The organism is Alkalibacterium sp. (assembly GCF_046484155.1).
In the GTDB taxonomy this organism is placed as follows: Bacteria; Bacillota; Bacilli; order Lactobacillales; family Carnobacteriaceae_A; genus Alkalibacterium.
In genome coordinates, this window is sequence record NZ_JAWOBT010000133.1 from 24,356 (window position 1) to 43,054 (window position 18,699).

The 18,699-nt window shown below is 35.5% G+C and carries 17 protein-coding genes; 15 read left to right on the forward strand and 2 right to left on the reverse strand.

What is annotated here, in order from left to right; translation table 11 throughout:
* Positions 1-2: 2 nt before the first annotated feature.
* The 4 genes from R6U02_RS09455 to R6U02_RS09470 all read left to right on the forward strand — a co-directional run bounded on the left by R6U02_RS09455 (position 3) and on the right by R6U02_RS09470 (position 5,325).
* Positions 3-344, forward strand: a complete 342-nt coding sequence (locus R6U02_RS09455; protein ID WP_410263365.1) for a hypothetical protein — start codon at positions 3-5, stop codon at positions 342-344.
* Positions 345-671: 327 nt separating this feature from the next.
* A complete protein-coding gene (mnmA, locus tag R6U02_RS09460; RefSeq protein WP_410263366.1) occupies positions 672-1,793 on the forward strand; it encodes a tRNA 2-thiouridine(34) synthase MnmA in 1,122 nt (373 codons plus the stop codon).
* Positions 1,794-2,090: 297 nt separating this feature from the next.
* On the forward strand, positions 2,091-2,873 hold the full coding sequence (locus tag R6U02_RS09465) for a helix-turn-helix domain-containing protein (protein ID WP_410263367.1): 783 nt from the start codon (positions 2,091-2,093) through the stop codon (positions 2,871-2,873).
* A 40-nt stretch (positions 2,874-2,913) separates the two neighbouring features.
* Complete coding sequence (locus R6U02_RS09470; RefSeq protein ID WP_410263368.1) at positions 2,914-5,325, forward strand: ATP-dependent RecD-like DNA helicase; 2,412 nt, start codon at positions 2,914-2,916, stop codon at positions 5,323-5,325.
* 42 nt (positions 5,326-5,367) lie between these two features.
* Here R6U02_RS09470 and R6U02_RS09475 read toward each other — a convergent pair whose 3' ends face one another.
* Entirely contained in the window at positions 5,368-6,276 is a 909-nt protein-coding gene (locus R6U02_RS09475) for a diacylglycerol/lipid kinase family protein (protein ID WP_410263369.1), read from the reverse strand.
* A 166-nt stretch (positions 6,277-6,442) separates the two neighbouring features.
* Between R6U02_RS09475 and R6U02_RS09480 the strand changes: the two genes are divergently transcribed.
* The 11 genes from R6U02_RS09480 (at position 6,443) to R6U02_RS09530 (ending at position 16,756) form a co-directional block, all read left to right on the forward strand.
* The gene (locus R6U02_RS09480) at positions 6,443-7,336 is read left to right on the forward strand and encodes a YitT family protein (protein WP_410263370.1); all 894 of its coding nucleotides are present in this window, start codon (positions 6,443-6,445) and stop codon (positions 7,334-7,336) included.
* A 345-nt stretch (positions 7,337-7,681) separates the two neighbouring features.
* Entirely contained in the window at positions 7,682-10,333 is a 2,652-nt protein-coding gene (alaS, locus tag R6U02_RS09485) for an alanine--tRNA ligase (protein WP_410263414.1), read from the forward strand.
* A gap of 154 nt (positions 10,334-10,487) precedes the next feature.
* Positions 10,488-10,745, forward strand: coding sequence for an IreB family regulatory phosphoprotein (locus R6U02_RS09490; protein ID WP_410263371.1), 258 nt, complete (start codon positions 10,488-10,490; stop codon positions 10,743-10,745).
* Position 10,746: 1 nt separating this feature from the next.
* Complete coding sequence (ruvX, locus tag R6U02_RS09495; RefSeq protein ID WP_410263415.1) at positions 10,747-11,184, forward strand: Holliday junction resolvase RuvX; 438 nt, start codon at positions 10,747-10,749, stop codon at positions 11,182-11,184.
* A gap of 2 nt (positions 11,185-11,186) precedes the next feature.
* On the forward strand, positions 11,187-11,513 hold the full coding sequence (locus R6U02_RS09500; RefSeq protein ID WP_410263372.1) for a DUF1292 domain-containing protein: 327 nt from the start codon (positions 11,187-11,189) through the stop codon (positions 11,511-11,513).
* A gap of 234 nt (positions 11,514-11,747) precedes the next feature.
* Complete coding sequence (mltG, locus tag R6U02_RS09505; RefSeq protein ID WP_410263373.1) at positions 11,748-12,836, forward strand: endolytic transglycosylase MltG; 1,089 nt, start codon at positions 11,748-11,750, stop codon at positions 12,834-12,836.
* Between the two features lie 89 nt (positions 12,837-12,925).
* A complete protein-coding gene (gene udk, locus R6U02_RS09510) occupies positions 12,926-13,570 on the forward strand; it encodes a uridine kinase (RefSeq protein WP_410263374.1) in 645 nt (214 codons plus the stop codon).
* 142 nt (positions 13,571-13,712) lie between these two features.
* Positions 13,713-14,186 (forward strand): transcription elongation factor GreA, encoded by a 474-nt coding sequence (gene greA, locus R6U02_RS09515; RefSeq protein ID WP_410263416.1) that lies wholly within the window; start codon positions 13,713-13,715, stop codon positions 14,184-14,186.
* Between the two features lie 140 nt (positions 14,187-14,326).
* Positions 14,327-15,064: a cell wall-active antibiotics response protein LiaF gene (gene liaF, locus R6U02_RS09520; protein ID WP_410263375.1), complete on the forward strand. Its 738-nt coding sequence runs from the start codon at positions 14,327-14,329 to the stop codon at positions 15,062-15,064.
* A 248-nt stretch (positions 15,065-15,312) separates the two neighbouring features.
* Positions 15,313-16,104 (forward strand): sensor histidine kinase, encoded by a 792-nt coding sequence (locus R6U02_RS09525; protein WP_410263376.1) that lies wholly within the window; start codon positions 15,313-15,315, stop codon positions 16,102-16,104.
* 13 nt (positions 16,105-16,117) lie between these two features.
* The gene (locus tag R6U02_RS09530) at positions 16,118-16,756 is read left to right on the forward strand and encodes a response regulator (RefSeq protein WP_410263377.1); all 639 of its coding nucleotides are present in this window, start codon (positions 16,118-16,120) and stop codon (positions 16,754-16,756) included.
* A 51-nt stretch (positions 16,757-16,807) separates the two neighbouring features.
* Here R6U02_RS09530 and rnjA read toward each other — a convergent pair whose 3' ends face one another.
* Complete coding sequence (gene rnjA, locus R6U02_RS09535) at positions 16,808-18,478, reverse strand: ribonuclease J1 (RefSeq protein ID WP_410263378.1); 1,671 nt, start codon at positions 18,476-18,478, stop codon at positions 16,808-16,810.
* Positions 18,479-18,699 lie beyond the last annotated feature (221 nt).

Here is an 18,699-nt window from a genome sequence, read left to right on the forward strand (position 1 = left end):
CAATGGCAACATATAAAAAAGATCATTTATTAGGAAGCAGTGATTATTATGAAATTCATGAAGACGCAAAGCGCTATACGCTTAGAGACAATGGGTTTCTAGAAAATAAAAATGGATCTTTTCATTATGAAAGAGTGCTATCATTAAACAGTCAAGATAAAAAAGTAGCTAAGCTGAAAATAATCATCTCTAAAGATATTGATGAACTTAAATTATCTGCAGTCACCTCAAATGGATTGAAAAAGATTGATTTATACAAATCTGATCAATTAGAAGAAGAAAGAAAATTTATTGAAGGTATACTAGATTCGTTGGTTAACGCAAAGGTTCTTAAGAAAGTTTGAAAAGTATTTTAAAGATAGTCGGTAAATGAGCAAAGCTGGGAGAGGCTGGGACAAAAGTCCGAGCCTCTTTAGCGATTTCGAATGAGTTTCATAAACATGTTCCACAAAGCAGATTCGCTGTTCGGTTTGTCATAGCCGTAGCTGCTGCAGATGGGATATGTGGTATGGACTACGAGTCTGAATGCTTTTTGTTCCACTACCTTTTTTGAAATTATCTATTGATTCCCTTGATTTATTAGTTTCAGACAGTATAATATAACAGACTGGAAATATACGAACCTTCAATTCGTGCAAGTACAGAATCTTTACAGAAATGATGGTGATAAAATGTCAAATACAAGCACAAGAGTAGTCGTAGGTATGAGTGGTGGAGTAGATTCATCAGTTACGGCCTTACTATTAAAACAACAAGGGTATGATGTCATTGGCGTTTTTATGAAGAACTGGGATGACACAGACGAAAACGGTGTGTGTACAGCTACAGAGGATTATAAAGACGTGGCACTTGTAGCCAATAAAATAGGTATACCCTACTATTCAATAAATTTTGAAAAAGAATATTGGGATAAAGTCTTTCAATATTTTCTAGATGAATATAAAAAAGGACGCACACCAAATCCTGACGTGATGTGTAATAAAGAAATCAAATTCAAAGCCTTTTTAGACTATGCAATGAGCCTGGGTGCAGAATATGTAGCCACAGGACACTACGCGCGTGTGAGAAGAGACGAAGATGGAACAACTCACATGTTACGGGGATTAGACTCTAATAAGGATCAAACTTATTTTCTCAATCAATTATCTCAAGAACAGTTATCCAAAGTCATGTTTCCCATAGGTGAGATGGATAAGAGTGAAGTAAGAAAAATTGCTGAAGAAGCAGGCTTGGCAACAGCTAAGAAAAAAGATTCAACAGGAATCTGTTTTATCGGGGAAAAAGATTTTAAAGATTTCCTGATGAACTATTTACCAGCACAACCTGGTAACATGGTGACAGAAGATGGTGAAATAATGGGTCAGCATGATGGATTGATGTATTACACAATTGGACAAAGAAAAGGTTTAGGTATTGGGGGAACGGGCCAATCAAATGAACCTTGGTTTGTGATTGGGAAAAACATCGAAAATAATGAACTAATTGTAGGTCAGGGATTTACACATCCTCAATTATATGCGACGCATTTGGAAGCAAGTGAATTTACGTTTACAATAGATAAGGAATTCCCAGAGACGTTTAAATGTACAGCTAAGTTCAGGTACAGACAAAGAGATGTCGGTGTAACCGTGCACTTGAACAAAGAAGATAATACAGCAGTAGTGGAATTTGACGAACCGGCACGCGCGATCACACCTGGACAAGCGATTGTTTTATATGATGGTGATGAATGCCTGGGTGGAGGAACAATAGACAGAGCCTATAAAGACTCAAAATTATTACAATATATATAAAATATCACCAAAAAAAGAGTTGTTCAGATAATGAGCAACTCTTTTTTCTTGTCACCTGATAAAGAATCCGAAGAGTCAACTTTGGCCCAGCTATCTTTTCGATAGTCTAATAAATCACGGTCAAGACTTGTCTTAGAGGAATTCTCTTTTGTTAAAGACAGTCTTTAACTGTAAAAGGTATCCGTAGTTTACTTGCAAATAGGTTTCAACAAAATTAAAATAATGTAATCTTGTTCATTACGGTCTATTTGTAGTATACTAACAGACAATATTAGTGTTTTTAGGGAGGGATGTTATATGTATTTATTTGAGCAGTTTGGTATGGAAGGCGAAGAATTATTTAGATATTCCTCTTTAACAGATTTGAATTTCCCTCTTCATTTCCATCGAGCCTATGAAATAATGGTAGTGGAAAAGGGCGAAATGGTAGTGAAAATTGAAGAAAGAGAGTATACCTTGAGAGCAAATGAAGCAGTATTTATTTTCCCTAATCAATTACATGAATTCTCGACCCTTGACCATTCAGTGTGTAAAGCATTCATTTTTTCACCTGAATTGATTGGACATTTTTTTTCTGCTTATAAAAGTTCTGTGCCGATCAATAATAAATTTATGGTGGATGATATCCCTCTAAAAGATGAATTCCCAACTGTTTATGCTCAAAAAGGTTTGCTTTATAATTATTGTGATAGATTAATTCAAACAACTTCTTTTGAATCGATTAAAGTAACATCTAAACGAAAAATCATCCAAAACATTCTCGTCTATATAGATAACCACTACCAAGATGATTGTACATTAAGAGATGTTTCGAAATCTATCCAGTACGACTATGCTTATTTATCAAAATTATTCTATCATTATACAAATTTGACATTTACCACGTACTTAAACAGATACCGGTTAACTCAAGCTGCATATTTATTACTCAATAGCGAAGAAGCCGTTAGTGAAGTGGCTCAAAAATGTGGATATAAAACATTGCGGACATTTAACCGAAACTTTAAAGCTTTTAAAAATGTATCGCCAACAGTCTTTAGAGAAAATAATGAATTTTCTGAAAAAAATCTAGATAAATAGTCATGTATTAGATAAACTAGTCAAGGAAGGAGGACTTGGTGTGCAACAACTTGATTTTTCAAATGAAGAGAGTTCAGAAGAATACATCATCGGTGAAATAGTAGCGATTTATTTTTCTAATCCATCTAACTACTATAAAGTTATATTAGTTAAAATTGATTCCACCAATACAAAGGTTAAAGAAACACAGACAATAGTCACGGGGAATTTTGGACAAATCCAAGAAGGCGATCCTTATAAATTCTTTGGTAAATGGACAGATCATCCTAAATATGGGCTGCAGTTTCTATCGACGAAATATATAAAAGAAAAACCGTCTACTGAAGAAGCAATCGTTACTTACCTTTCTAGCCCACGTTTCAGGGGGATCGGTAAAAAATCAGCCGAAAAAATAGTTGAAACACTAGGTCTTGAAAGTCTGGATAAAATATTAGCAGACGAAAGTGTTTTGGACGATGTTCCCGGATTAAATCAATCGAAAAAAATGATGCTGCTATCTGTATTAGATAAAGAACAGGGCATGCAGAAAATCATTATAGCTTTAAATAATTATGGCATTTCAAACCAGCTCGCTTATAAAATATACCAGCGATTTGAAGGTGAAACCTTATCAGTAATCCAATCTAATCCGTATAAATTAATTGTAGAGATTGAAGGTATCGGTTTTAAACGTGCAGATTCGGTAGCTGAAGAAATTGGTGTTGAAGGAGATGCTCCGGAACGAATCAAGGCAGGTATTTTATACACACTTGAAGAACAAACCATGAAATCTGGAGACACATATGTTGAAGCGGATTTTCTATTGCATCAGAGTTTGAAAATACTGGAAAGTAGCCGTTCGTTTATTATTAATCCGGATTTAGTAGCTGAGATTATTATAGAATTAGTTGATTTGCAGAACATCATTCAAGAAGAAAATCGCTTTTATCTACCCTCTTTATATGCTTCCGAATGGGGTATTGCAGGGGCATTAGAAAGATTGATGACGAGCTCAGATAAAGAAACAATAAAAGAAAAAGATATCGACAAAAAAATCAAGCAGTTTGAAAAACGTCGAGGGATAATATTTGGTTCATCTCAAAAAGAAGCGATAAGAAGAGCATTGACCTCTTCAGTTTTCTTATTAACAGGAGGACCTGGTACTGGTAAAACGACAGTGTTGGAAGTTATTGTGTCGGTTTTTGCTGATTTACATGATTTGAGTCTCGATCCAGCTGATTACCCGAATGACCCTTATCCCGTTATCTTAGCTGCGCCAACCGGACGCGCGGCTAAACGGATGAAAGAAACAACGGGCCTACCGTCGAGCACCATTCATCGATTACTTGGATTAACGGGTTCCGAGGAAGATCCGATGCAAGAGACCGATCGCATGTTGAAAGGATCCCTATTGATCATCGATGAGATGTCTATGGTGGATACCTGGTTGGCCTATCAGCTATTAAAATCAGTTCCTAATGATATGAAAGTCATTATGGTGGGGGATAAAGATCAGTTACCTTCTGTAGGTCCCGGTCAGGTTTTGAGAGATTTAATTTCAAGCGAAATGATTGAAAAAAAAGAATTGACTGAGATTTACCGTCAGGATGACGGATCCTCCATTGTTTCATTGGCTCACGAAATAAAGAAAGGTCAAATTCCATCAGATTTTACTGGTAAAAAAAAGGACCGCAATTTTTTCCCGTGCGTCACAAACCGTGTTGTTGAAGTAGTCTCTTTACTGGTTACTAAAGCAATTGAAAAAGGCTATACAGCCCAGGATATTCAGGTGCTTGCTCCTATATATAAAGGGCACGCCGGTATAGACAATCTAAATAAAAATCTTCAAAACTTGTTTAATCCCAAAGATGAAAAAACCAAAGAAGTTGAATTCAAGGATAAATCTTACCGAATTGGTGATAAAGTATTACAACTCATTAATGAACCTGAAAGAAATGTGTTTAACGGAGATATGGGCATCATAAAGGGAATCATTTCATCCAAAGAATCTGAAAATAACGTGGAAGAACTAGTCATAGATTTTGATGGCAATGAAGTGAATTATCTCAGAAATGAGTGGAATAAAATTACTCTTTCGTATTGCTGTTCTATTCATAAATCACAGGGAAGCGAGTATCCAATGGTGATTCTGCCTATAGTATACGGATATGGAAGAATGTTGAAAAAAGATATTGTTTATACAGCTATAACGCGTGCAAGTCAGACGTTACTTTTATGTGGAGAAGAATCTGCTTTTGTAAAAAGTATTTCAGAGAACACAACTGAGCGATTAACTTCATTATCCATGCGGATCAATAGTGAAAAGGAAAAAGAGGCTGTAACATTAAAAAGAAAAGTTCCCAAAAAAGCGACTAGTAATAATGTTACAAAAACAAAATATGTGTTGACGCCTTCTCATATAGACAGTGATTCAGTCAATCCGATGATTGGAATGGAAGATATTAGACCTTAAAAAAGTGACCTCATTTAAATGAGGTCACTTTTTTAATTAAGACTAAATCCAAAAGGATTGTTTTATTAGTTTGACAGAGATGTTTTGCACGTTTTTATCTATTAATTCGCCGTCTTTTTGTCCATATTGAGGAGTATAGAGTCTTAGTTTACAAGAAGAAACCCTATGAGAATGCAGTTTCGGATGATTTAAATGCTTCTGGGTGGTTAATACCGAAAATAAAATATGCAGTAATTCCCAGAAAGTGACCTTTTCAGCAACGACTACATCGATCAGCTCATCGGTTGCATCTGCTTGTGGATGGATAGGGATTCCTCCGGCGAAGAATTTATTATTCGTACATAAAACTAATAAGGCTTCGCCATAAGTGAATGTTCGATCATCCGCAATCAACTTCAACGGGAAAGGTTTCTGTGAAAAATAGGCAGACATAACAGAAGCAATGTAAAAAAACTTGTTGTTTGTTTGTTTGCTTTTTGTCTGATCGATTTTATACATGACCAAGCCATCTATTCCAAATCCTATGCTATTGACAGCTATGATATTTAAAGTATCAGATAAGCCCACCAAAATATCCAGTGGTGTAGGTTCGCTTGTTTCGACTATGTTGTGTATGGATGTTTCAATGGACAAAGGCAAATCAAGCGATCGAGCAAAATCGTTTCCGGATCCGGTCGGTATGTAGCCAACGGGCAAATGATTGCCGGCATTGACTAATCCGTTAACGACTTCATTTAACGTGCCATCGCCTCCGACAGCAACGATAAGTGAATTGTTTGCTATTTTATTCGCAAACGATTCAGCTAACAAAGTAGCATGTTGCTTATATTGGGTTATATGGATTTCATATGTACTATCAAAACGGTCCATAATTTCTCTGATTTGATTCGTTGTTTTTTTCCCGTGTCTTGAATATTCATTGATAATAAAGATTAAATGTTTATTATGCACAGTCATCACCGATTTCTATTTAATAACCATAGTATACGTGAAAATAGGATAAAAGAAAGATAAGATTAAAGATTTAAAGTTAAAAAAAGTAATCCTTGTATTCCCCTTGCTTTAAATGTTAAAATGTCTCGGGTTGACTAAATTTAATATATAAGGAGGATATCAGATGTTACGAGTAGCAAAAAAATATACGTTAAGTGCAGTGGATTATACCTATATTATATTCGGGTCGTTTTTGACGGCGGTTTCATTTCAAGTGTTTTTATTGCCCAATGACATAGTGTCAGGCGGAGTATCTGGGTTATCTATTGCCGCGAATTCAATGTTTGGCTGGGAACCTGCTCTGTTCCAATATGCACTGAATATCCCCTTATTGGTAGTATGCTTTATCCTATTAGGAAAAGAAGCTGGATATAAAACGATATTAGGAAGTTTGCTTTTACCGTTCTTCTTAAGTTTTATTGGACACTGGGGCCCCATTACTACAGAACCGCTACTGGCGGCATTATATGGTGGAGGACTTACAGGATTAGGGATAGGAATTGTTTATCGAGCAAAATCATCGACAGGCGGGACAAGCGTTATTGTTCAGATACTTTATCAGTATTTACATTTTCAATTGGGTTTCAGCACAATAATAGTAGATGGCCTTGTCATATTGGTTGCATTACTAGTCTTTGACGTTGAAACAGTCATGTTTTCTCTGATCTCTCTCTTTATCGTTTCGCGTACGATCGACCTGGTACAGCTTGGGTTTAATCGTAATAAAAATGTATTTATCATTTCGGATAATCCTGAAGATATCAGACAGGAAATTCTGCATACCATGGAACGTGGCGTGACGAACTTGGGTATTCGTGGAGGATACGGAAATACAGATAAAGATATGCTTATGGCAGTTATCCAAGAGAGAGAATTCACACTATTGAAAGAAGCTGTGCTAAAAGCAGATGCGAATGCCTTTGTTGTAGCTATGCCAGCGAGTGAAGTCTTAGGGCGTGGGTTTTCACTGCATAAATATTTTCCGGCAAACGAAACAGAATGGACAGATACAGAATAATACATTTCAACAATATTGTGTTAAATAATTAAGTGAGATGAACAGAGAATTATTGACTAATCGGTTTATCTACGCTATAATTCTATCATTCATAGAAGGACATACTAGGGTGTAATCAAAGAGAGATATTCAAAAGCTGAAAGAATATTACACACGGTTAGTGCTACCATTCTATTATTCATAAGAAATTATGACGTTACTTGGCGTTAACAAGTCTTAAGAGGTAATGACTGACTGAATAAGTTATTGCAAACAAGGTGGTACCGCGCACACTCGTCCTTGTCTGTAGTAGTTTATTCAGTTTTTTTGTTTTATATATATTTTAGATTAAAGGAGAAATGAATGATGAAGAAATTATCAAGTTCAGAGTTAAGACAACTCTTTTTAGATTTTTTCAAAGAAAAAGGGCATAAAATCGAAAAGAGTGCATCACTAGTTCCGGTAGAAGATCCTACATTACTTTGGATCAATTCTGGGGTAGCTACAATGAAAAAATACTTTGATGGTACAGTAAAACCGGATAATCCGAGAATCGCGAGTTCACAGAAAAGTATTCGAACAAATGACATTGAAAATGTTGGTGTGACTGCTAGACACCACACATTATTTGAAATGTTGGGTAATTTTTCAATAGGGGATTACTTTAAAGAAGAAGCAATTGAATGGGCATGGGAATTTTTGACTGGAAATGAGTGGTTAGCGCTAGACCCAGAAAAACTGTATATCACTGTCTACCCGCAAGACGATGAAACGTATGCGATTTGGAAAGATAAAATCGGTGTGGATGAAGCGCATTTAATCAAAGAAGAAGGCAATTTTTGGGATATCGGGGAAGGACCCTGCGGACCGGATTCTGAAATATTTTATGATAGAGGCGAATCGTTCAACAATTTACCAGAAGGACATGTAGAGAACTATCCTGGTGGAGAAAATGAACGTTGGTTAGAAATATGGAATTTGGTCTTTTCAGAATTCAATCACAAATCAGATGATACGTATGAACCCTTACCTAATAAAAATATAGATACAGGTATGGGGCTCGAACGTATTGTATCGGTCATTCAAGATGCTCCAACTAATTTTGAAACAGATTTATTTCTGCCAATTATAAATAAAGTGGCAGAAATTTCCGGATATCAATACGGGGATGATTCAAAAAATAAAGTGAGTTTCAAAGTAATTGCTGATCACATTCGTACGCTAGTATTTGCAATTAGCGACGGTGCATTGCCCTCTAATGAAGGTCGTGGCTATGTATTAAGACGGTTGCTCAGAAGAAGCGTCATGCACGGGAGAAAGTTAGACATTGAAAAACCATTCTTGACACAGCTTGTTCCAGTGGTTGCAGAAATCATGAAAGAACATTATCCAGAAGTTAGTGAAAAAACTGAATTCGTTGAGAAGGTTATCTTGAATGAAGAAGAAAGATTCCTTGAAACACTGTCTGCGGGCTTAGATAAAGTTAAAGAAACTGTCAGTCAATTAAAAGCAGAAGGCCAGACAGTAATTTCAGGGAAAGATGTTTTTCAGTTATATGACACCTATGGTTTTCCTATAGAATTAACTGAGGAAGTCATACTTGAAGAAAATATGAAAATCAATTATGAAGAATTTGAAATGGAAATGGAAAAACAACGGGAGAGAGCCCGTTCTGCACGTCAAGCTGAAGGATCTATGGCTATTCACTCGTCACTTTTAAACAGTCTCACCATGACGAGTGACTTTGTTGGTTATGAGACTGATGAAACAACCAGTAAATTGGTTAAAATTATTAAGAATGATGCGTTTGCTGAAACAGTCGAACCAGGGGAATTAGTCAGACTTATATTCGAGGAAAGTCCTTTTTATGCTGAAAAAGGTGGACAAGTAGGAGACAGTGGTTTAATTCTCAATGAAGATCAAACTGTCATGGCTGAGGTCACGAACGTAAAATCTGGTCCTGAAGGTCAGCCTATTCATGAAGCAGAGGTTAGACAAACCTTGACTGCGAATGAAATCTATCATCTAGTCATCGATAAAAAGCGCAGAAGCTTGATCGAACGTAACCATACAGCTACGCACCTTTTACATCAAGCGTTAAAAGACATTATTGGTAATCATGCAAATCAAGCAGGGTCACTGGTTGAAGATGAATACTTGAGATTTGACTTTACTCATTTTGGACAAGTGACAGAAGATGAATTGAAAGAAGTGGAAGAAATTGTCAATCAGAAAATCCGAGAAAATATGATAATAAAAACTGTTGAAACGGATATCGAGACAGCAAAAGATATGGGCGCAATGGCCTTGTTCGGCGAGAAATACGGTGAAAACGTACGTGTCGTAATGATTGATGATTATTCCAAAGAGCTATGCGGGGGAACGCACGTCAATTCTACATCTGAGATAGGACTATTCAAAATCATTTCAGAAAGTGGTATAGGCGCGGGAACAAGAAGAATTATTGCACAAACGAGCGAGGGCGCTTATCGGTGGATGGAAGAGCAACTAACTATCTTGAAGCAAGTGTCCAAACTTATGAAAATACAATCACTAACTGATCTTCCAGTTAAAATCGAAGGCTTGCAGAAAGAATTGAAAGATATCAGTCAGATAAATGAGTCGTTACATTCAAAATTAGCTAATGCACAAGCTGAAGATATCTTTACCCAAGTCAAAACTGTAGGAGACTTAACGGTTATCGCGGAAGAAATCAAAGCAAAAGACATGAATCAATTAAGACAGTTAGCCGATAAATGGAAACAAAATAATTATTCAGATATTTTAGTACTGGGTCTGAGAAATGAAGGCAAAGTAAATATTATTGCATCACTTAATCAAAAAGCAATAGATAAAAAATTGAAAGCAGGCAACTTAATAAAAACAATCTCTCCATATGTAAAAGGCGGAGGCGGAGGCCGTGATGACTTTGCTCAAGCTGGAGGTAAAAAACCTGATGGACTGCCAGAAGCACTAAAAGCAGTTCCGGAGTGGATCGAGCTGAACCGAGAACCTTAACGACAGTGGTAACCTTCTAAAAAAATTTCGCTTATAGATTACATTGTACTTTGAATAGATTTCTAGTAAAATGAACATAACAGAAATTTTTGATTAATGAATATTTTAAACGGGTAACTTATATTCGTTAATGAAAAGACGGAGGGAACGTTAAATGACTATAAATGATCATACTGTTCGATTTAGTGTTGATAATATTGATGAACACAATGTCGATGAAACGCTAAGACTGGTATATAAAGCCCTAGAAGAAAAAGGATATAATCCTATAAATCAAATTGTTGGTTATTTATTATCGGGAGATCCTGCTTATATACCTCGTCATAATGATGCGAGAAACTTGATAAAACGTCATGAAAGAGATGAAATTTTAGAAGAATTAGTTGCTCGTTATATTGAGAACAAAAAATAAGATGCGTATCATGGGATTGGATGTCGGCTCGAAAACTGTAGGTGTTGCTGTCAGCGATTATTTTGGTTGGACAGCTCAAGGAATAGAAACAGTTCAAATTAATGAATCTAAGAATCAATTCGGTCTTGAACGAATCAAAGAACTCGTTGAAGAGTATGAGGTAGAGTCGTTCGTAGTAGGTTTACCTAAGAATATGAATGGCACAATTGGTGAACGTGCTGAGATTTCAATGGAATACGGGAAAAAACTCGAAGAACTCTTTAAATTACCAGTGACATACCAAGACGAACGGTTAACTACTATGCAAGCGACCCGAATGTTGATCGAAGAAGGCAATACTTCACGAAAAAAAAGAAAAAAAGTCATCGATAAACTTGCTGCTGTAATGATATTACAGAATTATTTAGATCAACATTCAAAAAAAATAAAGGAGGAATAATAATGTCAGAGGAACACAACCACGATCACGAAAACGACCATGAACATATCACAATTATCGATGAAGAGGGTAACGAAGAGTTATACGAGATCCTTTTCACGTTTGAATCAGATGATTTCGGTAAATCCTATGTATTAGTTTATCCGACTGGTACCGACGAAGGAGAAGAAGTTGAACTGTCTGCATTTTCTTATAAAGAATCAGATGGCGGACTTGAAGGTACTTTGAGTTCAATTGAATCAGATGCAGAATGGGAAATGATTGAGGAAGTTCTAAATACATTTATCAGCGAAGAGGAAGAGGAAGAAGAAGACGAAGAAGAAGAATAAAAGTAAATATAAATAGAAAGATGGATAGGGAAAAAATAGTCTAACTCATGATGTTATAGGTATGAAAGACTTTTCGCTATCCATTTTTTTTATGGAATAAAACATGCTATTGATTAGAATACTCATCGTACTAGATATTAAATCAAAGTGAGAAGGAGAATTACTTTTCTGTAGCATACATATTGTGTATAATGATTAAGACAACTATCTTATTAAAAAAAGGATGGACAGTTCATGCCTGATAGACAATCGATAAAAACAGTTAGAAAAATTGTATTAAGCATTGTTTCAATTTTAATCATATTAATTGTTGTGCTCGTTGTTTCGGGCTACCAATATTACACGTCTTCATTGGAACCTTTGGAGCCAGGTAGTAACGAGGATATCCCAATCGAGATCCCTATCGGCTCATCGCGTACGGATATTGCCCGGATCCTGGAAGAAAGCAATATTATTCGAAGTGCTTTTGTTTTCAACTATCATTTAAGATTTACTGGAGAAGAAGGCTTTCAAGCAGGTTACTATCTGTTTTCTCCTTCAATGTCTACAGATGAAATTGTGACTCAGCTGCAAGATGGGGGAACTCCAATTATGGAAGAAGCTTCAGGATCTATAACGATCCCTGAAGGTTTTACTGTTGAACAAGTCGCTATTGTAATAGAGCAACAAACAGATTATTCCATTGATGAATTTTTTGATTTAATCGAGAATGAAGATTTCCTAGCTGAAAAGGCTGAAGTATTCCCAAATTTGTTGAATGAAACCATTTATGATAATGAGGAAATACTTTATTCCCTAGAAGGTTATTTGTATCCAGCAACATATGAGTTGCTCGAAGATACGACATTAAACGAATTAGTAACTCAAATGATCGATCACATGGATCAAGTTTTAGAAGATTATTACACAGAAATAGAAGCGCAGGAAACAACAGTGCATAAGATACTGACAATGGCTTCTTTTATTGAAAGAGAAGGTATAACCTATGAAGACCGTGAATTGATTTCAGGCGTTTTTTATAATCGTCTAGACGCTGAGATGCCGCTTCAAACGGATGTAAGTATTACCTATGCTCTCGGAGAGCATCAAGAACGAATAACCTATGACGATCTGGAAACAGATTCGCCATATAACTTATATAAGCACACAGGTCTTGGACCAGGTCCCGTTAATAATCCTTCCGAAGAATCTATTAAAGCCAGCTTATACCCGGCGGAAACGGATTACATGTATTTTTTAGCGGATTTAGCCACAAAAGAAGTTTATTTTTCAGAATCATACGAACAACATTTAGAGTACAAGCGAGAATATTTAGATGAGTAGACAAAGTCTGCGAAAGCATTGAGTCATAATCAGACTCAATGCTTTTCTTAAGACCATTATATTGGTTGTTTAAAGAAAGGAACTGTATTATGGATAAGAATCAAAAAAAAAAACCTATCGTGATAGGCGTAACTGGCGGTTCGGGTAGTGGAAAAACAAGTGTCAGTCAAGCTATCTATAATTATTTCCCGGGAAAATCAATTATGATGCTTGAACAAGACTCTTATTATAAAGACCAGGATTATTTGAGTTTTGAAGAACGATTAAAAACCAATTATGATCATCCTTTTGCATTTGATACTGATCTACTCATTTCTCACCTACATGATTTATTGGAATACAAAAGTATTAATAAACCAATATATGATTATACAAGACACACCAGAAGTGATGAAACAATATGTCAGGAACCAAAAGAGGTTATTATCCTTGAGGGCATTCTTATTTTAGAAGATACAAGGTTAAGAGATTTAATGGATATAAAGGTTTATGTTGATACTGACGATGATATCCGAATTATTCGACGTATCAAGAGAGATATTGAAGAACGAGGAAGAACTCTGGATAATGTCATCGAACAATACTTATCAGTTGTTAAACCCATGCATACCCAATTTATCGAGCCAACCAAAAAATTTGCAGATATCATCATACCTGAAGGTGGCAGAAATCAGGTAGCTATAGATCTAATGACTACAAAGATACATACCATATTTGAAGAACGTTCCTTATAAACGAGGGACGTTTTATTTTAGAAAAACGCTTTACAACTATATACGTTCATGGTATCTTAATTCCATTGAGAATTTAGTTGACATTAAATTTTTATGATAACCAGTTTTAATAATAATGTATTTTATGAGGTGAATAATAATGATGACAGAAAAAGTATATCCAATGACTGCTCAAGGTAAAGAAAAATTAGAAAAAGAATTAAACGAATTAAAGTCAGTCAAGAGAAAAGAAGTTGTTGAACGTATCAAAATCGCTCGTGGTTTTGGAGACTTATCAGAGAACTCTGAGTATGAATCAGCTAAAGATGAACAAGCTTTCATAGAAGGCAGAATAAGCACAGTTGAAAACATGCTTCAGAATGCAGAAATAATTGATAGTTCAAATTCCAAAGAAGGCGAAGTCACTCTAGGCCGTTCTGTAACATTTAAAGAATTACCTGATGGTATTGAAGAAGAGTATACCATCGTAGGCAAAGCTGAGGCTGATCCATTTTCCGGCAAGATTTCGAACGAGTCCCCTATTGCACAAGCTTTATTAGGAAAAAGCATAGGCGACAAAGTTCAAATCGAAACGCCAGGTGGAAGAATGTCAGTAGAAGTTACCAAAGTATTTTAATGAAAGCTAAAGGCTGTGTAGTATAGACAGCCTTTAGCTTTTTTTTTAACAAGACTTAAGACGTGTTTTTAAGAGAAAGTAATGCTATTTTAGAATAAATTCGTTATACTTGCTATAGATTCAAGTAGAGGAGAGATAGTATGAATGTCTATGCGTATAAAGCAACTTTGATCATACTGTTCGTTTGGCTTTTATATCAAATCGCTCATAATTATGTTTTCTTTTTATTTTTTGTTTTAGCTATTGGGTTCTTAGCCCTATATAAATCATCTCCCAAAGAAACACAAAAACATACCAATTATTTGTGGACGAGTTTGGCTTTTTTTCTTGCATCTTTTATATTTACGACAGCCTTCTGGGTATTATTAGCTCTATTTTTATTATTTCAATTAAGTTCAGATGAAAAGTTATTAAATACTATGCGTGATCCTTTATTTAGAAAAAAGCAATATTGGCGAGACAAAGAGTATATTTCTATGCAATGGAATGAAAGTGAAGGAAATGAGTTGAAATTATATCGAAACAAATGGATTGGAGATGACTTTGTAGGTAAGGATATATTTCAATGGGAAGATCATAACTTCCAGAAAATAATGGGAGATACCTTCTTTGACTTAGGCAACACAGTTTTACCAATAAAAGAAAACATCTTACTGTTAACAAAAGGCTTTGGCGACACTAAGCTGTTCGTTCCGAAAGATGTGGCGCTGTCGTTAAATGTCAGCATAGTGCTGGGAAAATTAATTATTGAAGATGAGGTCTTTGATATGAAAAATGAAACGGTCAAGTGGCAGTCAAAAAATTATGATACAGCACTCAGAAAAATTAAAGTCGTTTCCAGCACACTGATTGGTGAAGTTGAGGTTGTTTATTTATGAAAAAGTCCTTATCACATTTATTAAGATATTTCTTATTGTTCTTTTTCATATTATTATTCATTACCGTGTTTATATTTTTAGCACTTTCTGAGAATCAATGGGTAACAGCACTTTATAGAGCAAATATTGTAGGCATATCCCTGCTTTTTTATTTAATTCTGTTTTCCTTCATATTATCAGTTGTTACAATCTCATATTTAAGAGCGTTTGAAAAAAAGAAATTAAGGAGAGTCGAAGAAGGGTTAAGAATGATGAGTCAAGGTCATTATTCCGCTTCAATATTCATGAATATGTATTCGTTAGATACACCGCTACAAATAAATGAAGATATTGACAGACAATTTTTGAAATTACATGAAAAATTAATGTTTATGGCAGATGAGGCGTTAAAAAATGCTCAAGAATCAAAAACGCTTGATAATGAAACGAAAAATGATATTCTCGAAAACGAACGCAAACGTATAGCTAGAGAATTGCACGATTCAGTGTCACAACAGCTGTTTGCTGCATCAATGATGCTGTCTGCAGTGAATCAACAGGTGGTTCATTGCCCGGAGCCTGTCGTTAAACAATTAAATATGATAGAGCAGACCATTCACGCTTCACAGACAGAAATGCGAGCCTTGTTATTACATCTCAGACCAGTTCAATTGGATGGGAAATCTTTGAAACAGGGAATTGAACAACTACTGAAGGAACTTTCATCTAAAATAGATGTGGACATACATTATGAAATCGAAGAAGTTTTAATGTCTACAGTGATGGAAGATCACTTTTTCAGAATATTACAGGAACTTTTATCTAATGTCCTTAGACACGCTAAAGCAAAAGTGCTGGAAGTCTATTTAACTCAAAATGGAAGCAGTATCCAACTCAGGGTAAATGATGATGGTATAGGGTTTAACGTCGATGATAAAAAAACAGGTAGTTACGGATTACATAATATTAAAGAACGAATAGAAGGCATGGGTGGAAATGTTAAAATCGTTTCTCTTCCTAAGTTTGGAACCCGTATTGAAATAAACGTACCTTTAATTTAAGGAGAGTGAGAATGTGATTCGATTAATGCTGGTAGATGATCATGAAATGGTTCGGTTGGGTTTATCGTCATTCTTTTCTATTCAAGAGGATTTTGAATTAGTGGGAGAGGCAGTTAATGGCCAGGAAGCTATTGATCTAGCACTGGAAGAAAAACCGGACATCATTTTGATGGACTTAGTCATGGAAGTAACGGATGGGACAGCAGCGACAATAGAAATAATGAAAAAGTGGCCGGAAGCAAAGATAATTATTTTAACAAGCTTCATTGATGACGAAAAAGTATATCCGGCAATGCAAGCGGGGGCAAGTGGCTATATTCTGAAAACATCCTCTGCAACCGAGATTGCTCAAGCCATCCGTGAAACGCATGATGGTCAAAATTATATCGAAGATGAAGTGTCTACCATACTTGAAGAAAAAAGATATGAAGAAAATAAAAATCAGCTGCATGATAGATTGACAAGCAGAGAAAACGAAGTCGTGCAACTTATTTCAAAAGGGTACACAAATCAGAACATAGCAGATGAATTATTTATTACTTTAAAAACAGTTAAGACGCATGTGTCAAATATTTTATCGAAATTGGAAGTAGAAGATCGTACTCAAGTAGCCATATACGCTTTTAGACATGATATTGTTAAAAATAATTAAAAAAAGTGCCCCATTCAAGTATCTATACTTGAATGGGGCACTTTTTTTAGATTAGTTTGTTAAAATAACAGGTAAGATAATCGGGCGACGCTCAGTTTCAGTAAAGAGGAATTCTTTAATATCATCGATTAAATCATTTCTCATCTTATATTCATTTATTTGTTCACGCTTAAATGATTGTTGAATACTATCAAAGGCTACTTTTTGAGCTTTTTGTATAAGTTCTTCGGATTCTCTCATATAAATGAATCCTCGAGAAATGATATCAGGACCAGCCAGAATTTTTTTCTTCTCTGCATCTATTGTGGCAACAACCACAACCAAGCCATTATCAGAGAGTATTTTTCGATCTCTCAAAACGACATTGCCGATATCCCCAACACCACTACCATCAACGTAGACATCTTTTGCATCAATCTCTCCGGCACGTCTTGCAGTATCTTCGGTAAAGGCCATAATATCTCCATTATCTAAAATAAAACAATTCTCTTTCGGAACGCCTGTTTGTTGAGCGAGTTTCGCATGTATGCGTTGCATGCGGTGTTCGCCGTGGATAGGAACGAAGTATTTAGGTTTCATTAATTGTAACATTAACTTTTGCTCTTCTTGACCACCATGTCCAGAAGTGTGAATATTATTTATTTTTCCATGAATGACATTTGCACCGGCTTCGAGCAATTGATTGATAACACGATTAATGCTCATTGTATTTCCAGGAATAGGTGAGCTTGAGAAGATAACGGAATCTCCAGGTTGAATAGAAATCTGTCTGTGTGTCCCGTTAGCAATTCTACTCAATGCAGCCATAGGTTCTCCTTGAGATCCGGTACACAGAATCAAAACTTCATTTGCTTTATATTTTTTTATCTCATTTGGATGAATAAAGGTACCTTCATCTGCGTGAATATAGCCTAACTCTTGACCGGTTTCAAGGTTTGTAACCATACTACGTCCAAACACGGCAATTTTACGACCGGTTTTGTTTGCTGCTTCAATAGCCTGTTGAACTCTGGAAATGTTAGATGCGAAGGTTGCGAAGATAATACGACCATCGATTTTGTTGAACAAGTTTCTAATCGTTTCGCCAACCATTTGTTCAGACTTAGTAAAATCGGGTATTTCTGCATTTGTACTATCTGAAAGTAATGCAAGGACGCCTTCTTCACCAATTCTAGCCATCTTATGAATGTTTGCTGGTTCGCCTACAGGAGTAAAGTCAAACTTGAAGTCCCCAGTCTCAACAATATTCCCATTAGGTGTTTTTACTACAATACCGTATGATTCAGGCACACTATGGGTCGTTCTGAAAAACGATACTGTTGTTTTTCTGAATTTGATAACTGTGTCTTCATCAATTTCATGTAAGGTAGCTGAACGGAGTAAGTTGTGTTCAGTTAATTTGTTTCTAATAAGAGCTAAAGCTAATTTACCTGCGTAAATAGGTATATTTAGTTGCTTCAATAAGAAAGGAGTACCTCCGACGTGGTCTTCATGACCATGAGTAATAAATAGCCCTTTAATTTTTTCTTTATTTTCTACAAGATAAGAATAATCAGGAATAACATAATCGATGCCTAATAAATCATCCTCTGGAAATTTAATCCCGGCGTCAATTAAAATGATTTCATCTTGAAATTGTATGGCATAGGTATTTTTACCGATTTCATTTAAACCGCCTAATGCAAACATAGCTGTCTCGTTATTTTTAATATTTGGTTTCATTGTATATCTCCCTTATTTTAATAATTAAATTCTCTTTTAAATCTTACTTTGCATAACTGTGATCTATAAAATTGTAAATTTAATTTATTTTGAAAATCTCCGCTCGGTGCGTGGTGTAAGAAACCACTGATATAGTTATTCTACCATACTAAAAATAATAAGTATAGAAGAAGGAAATCAACAAAACTTAACCGCAAGATTGAAAATGAGTTGTAGTTTAG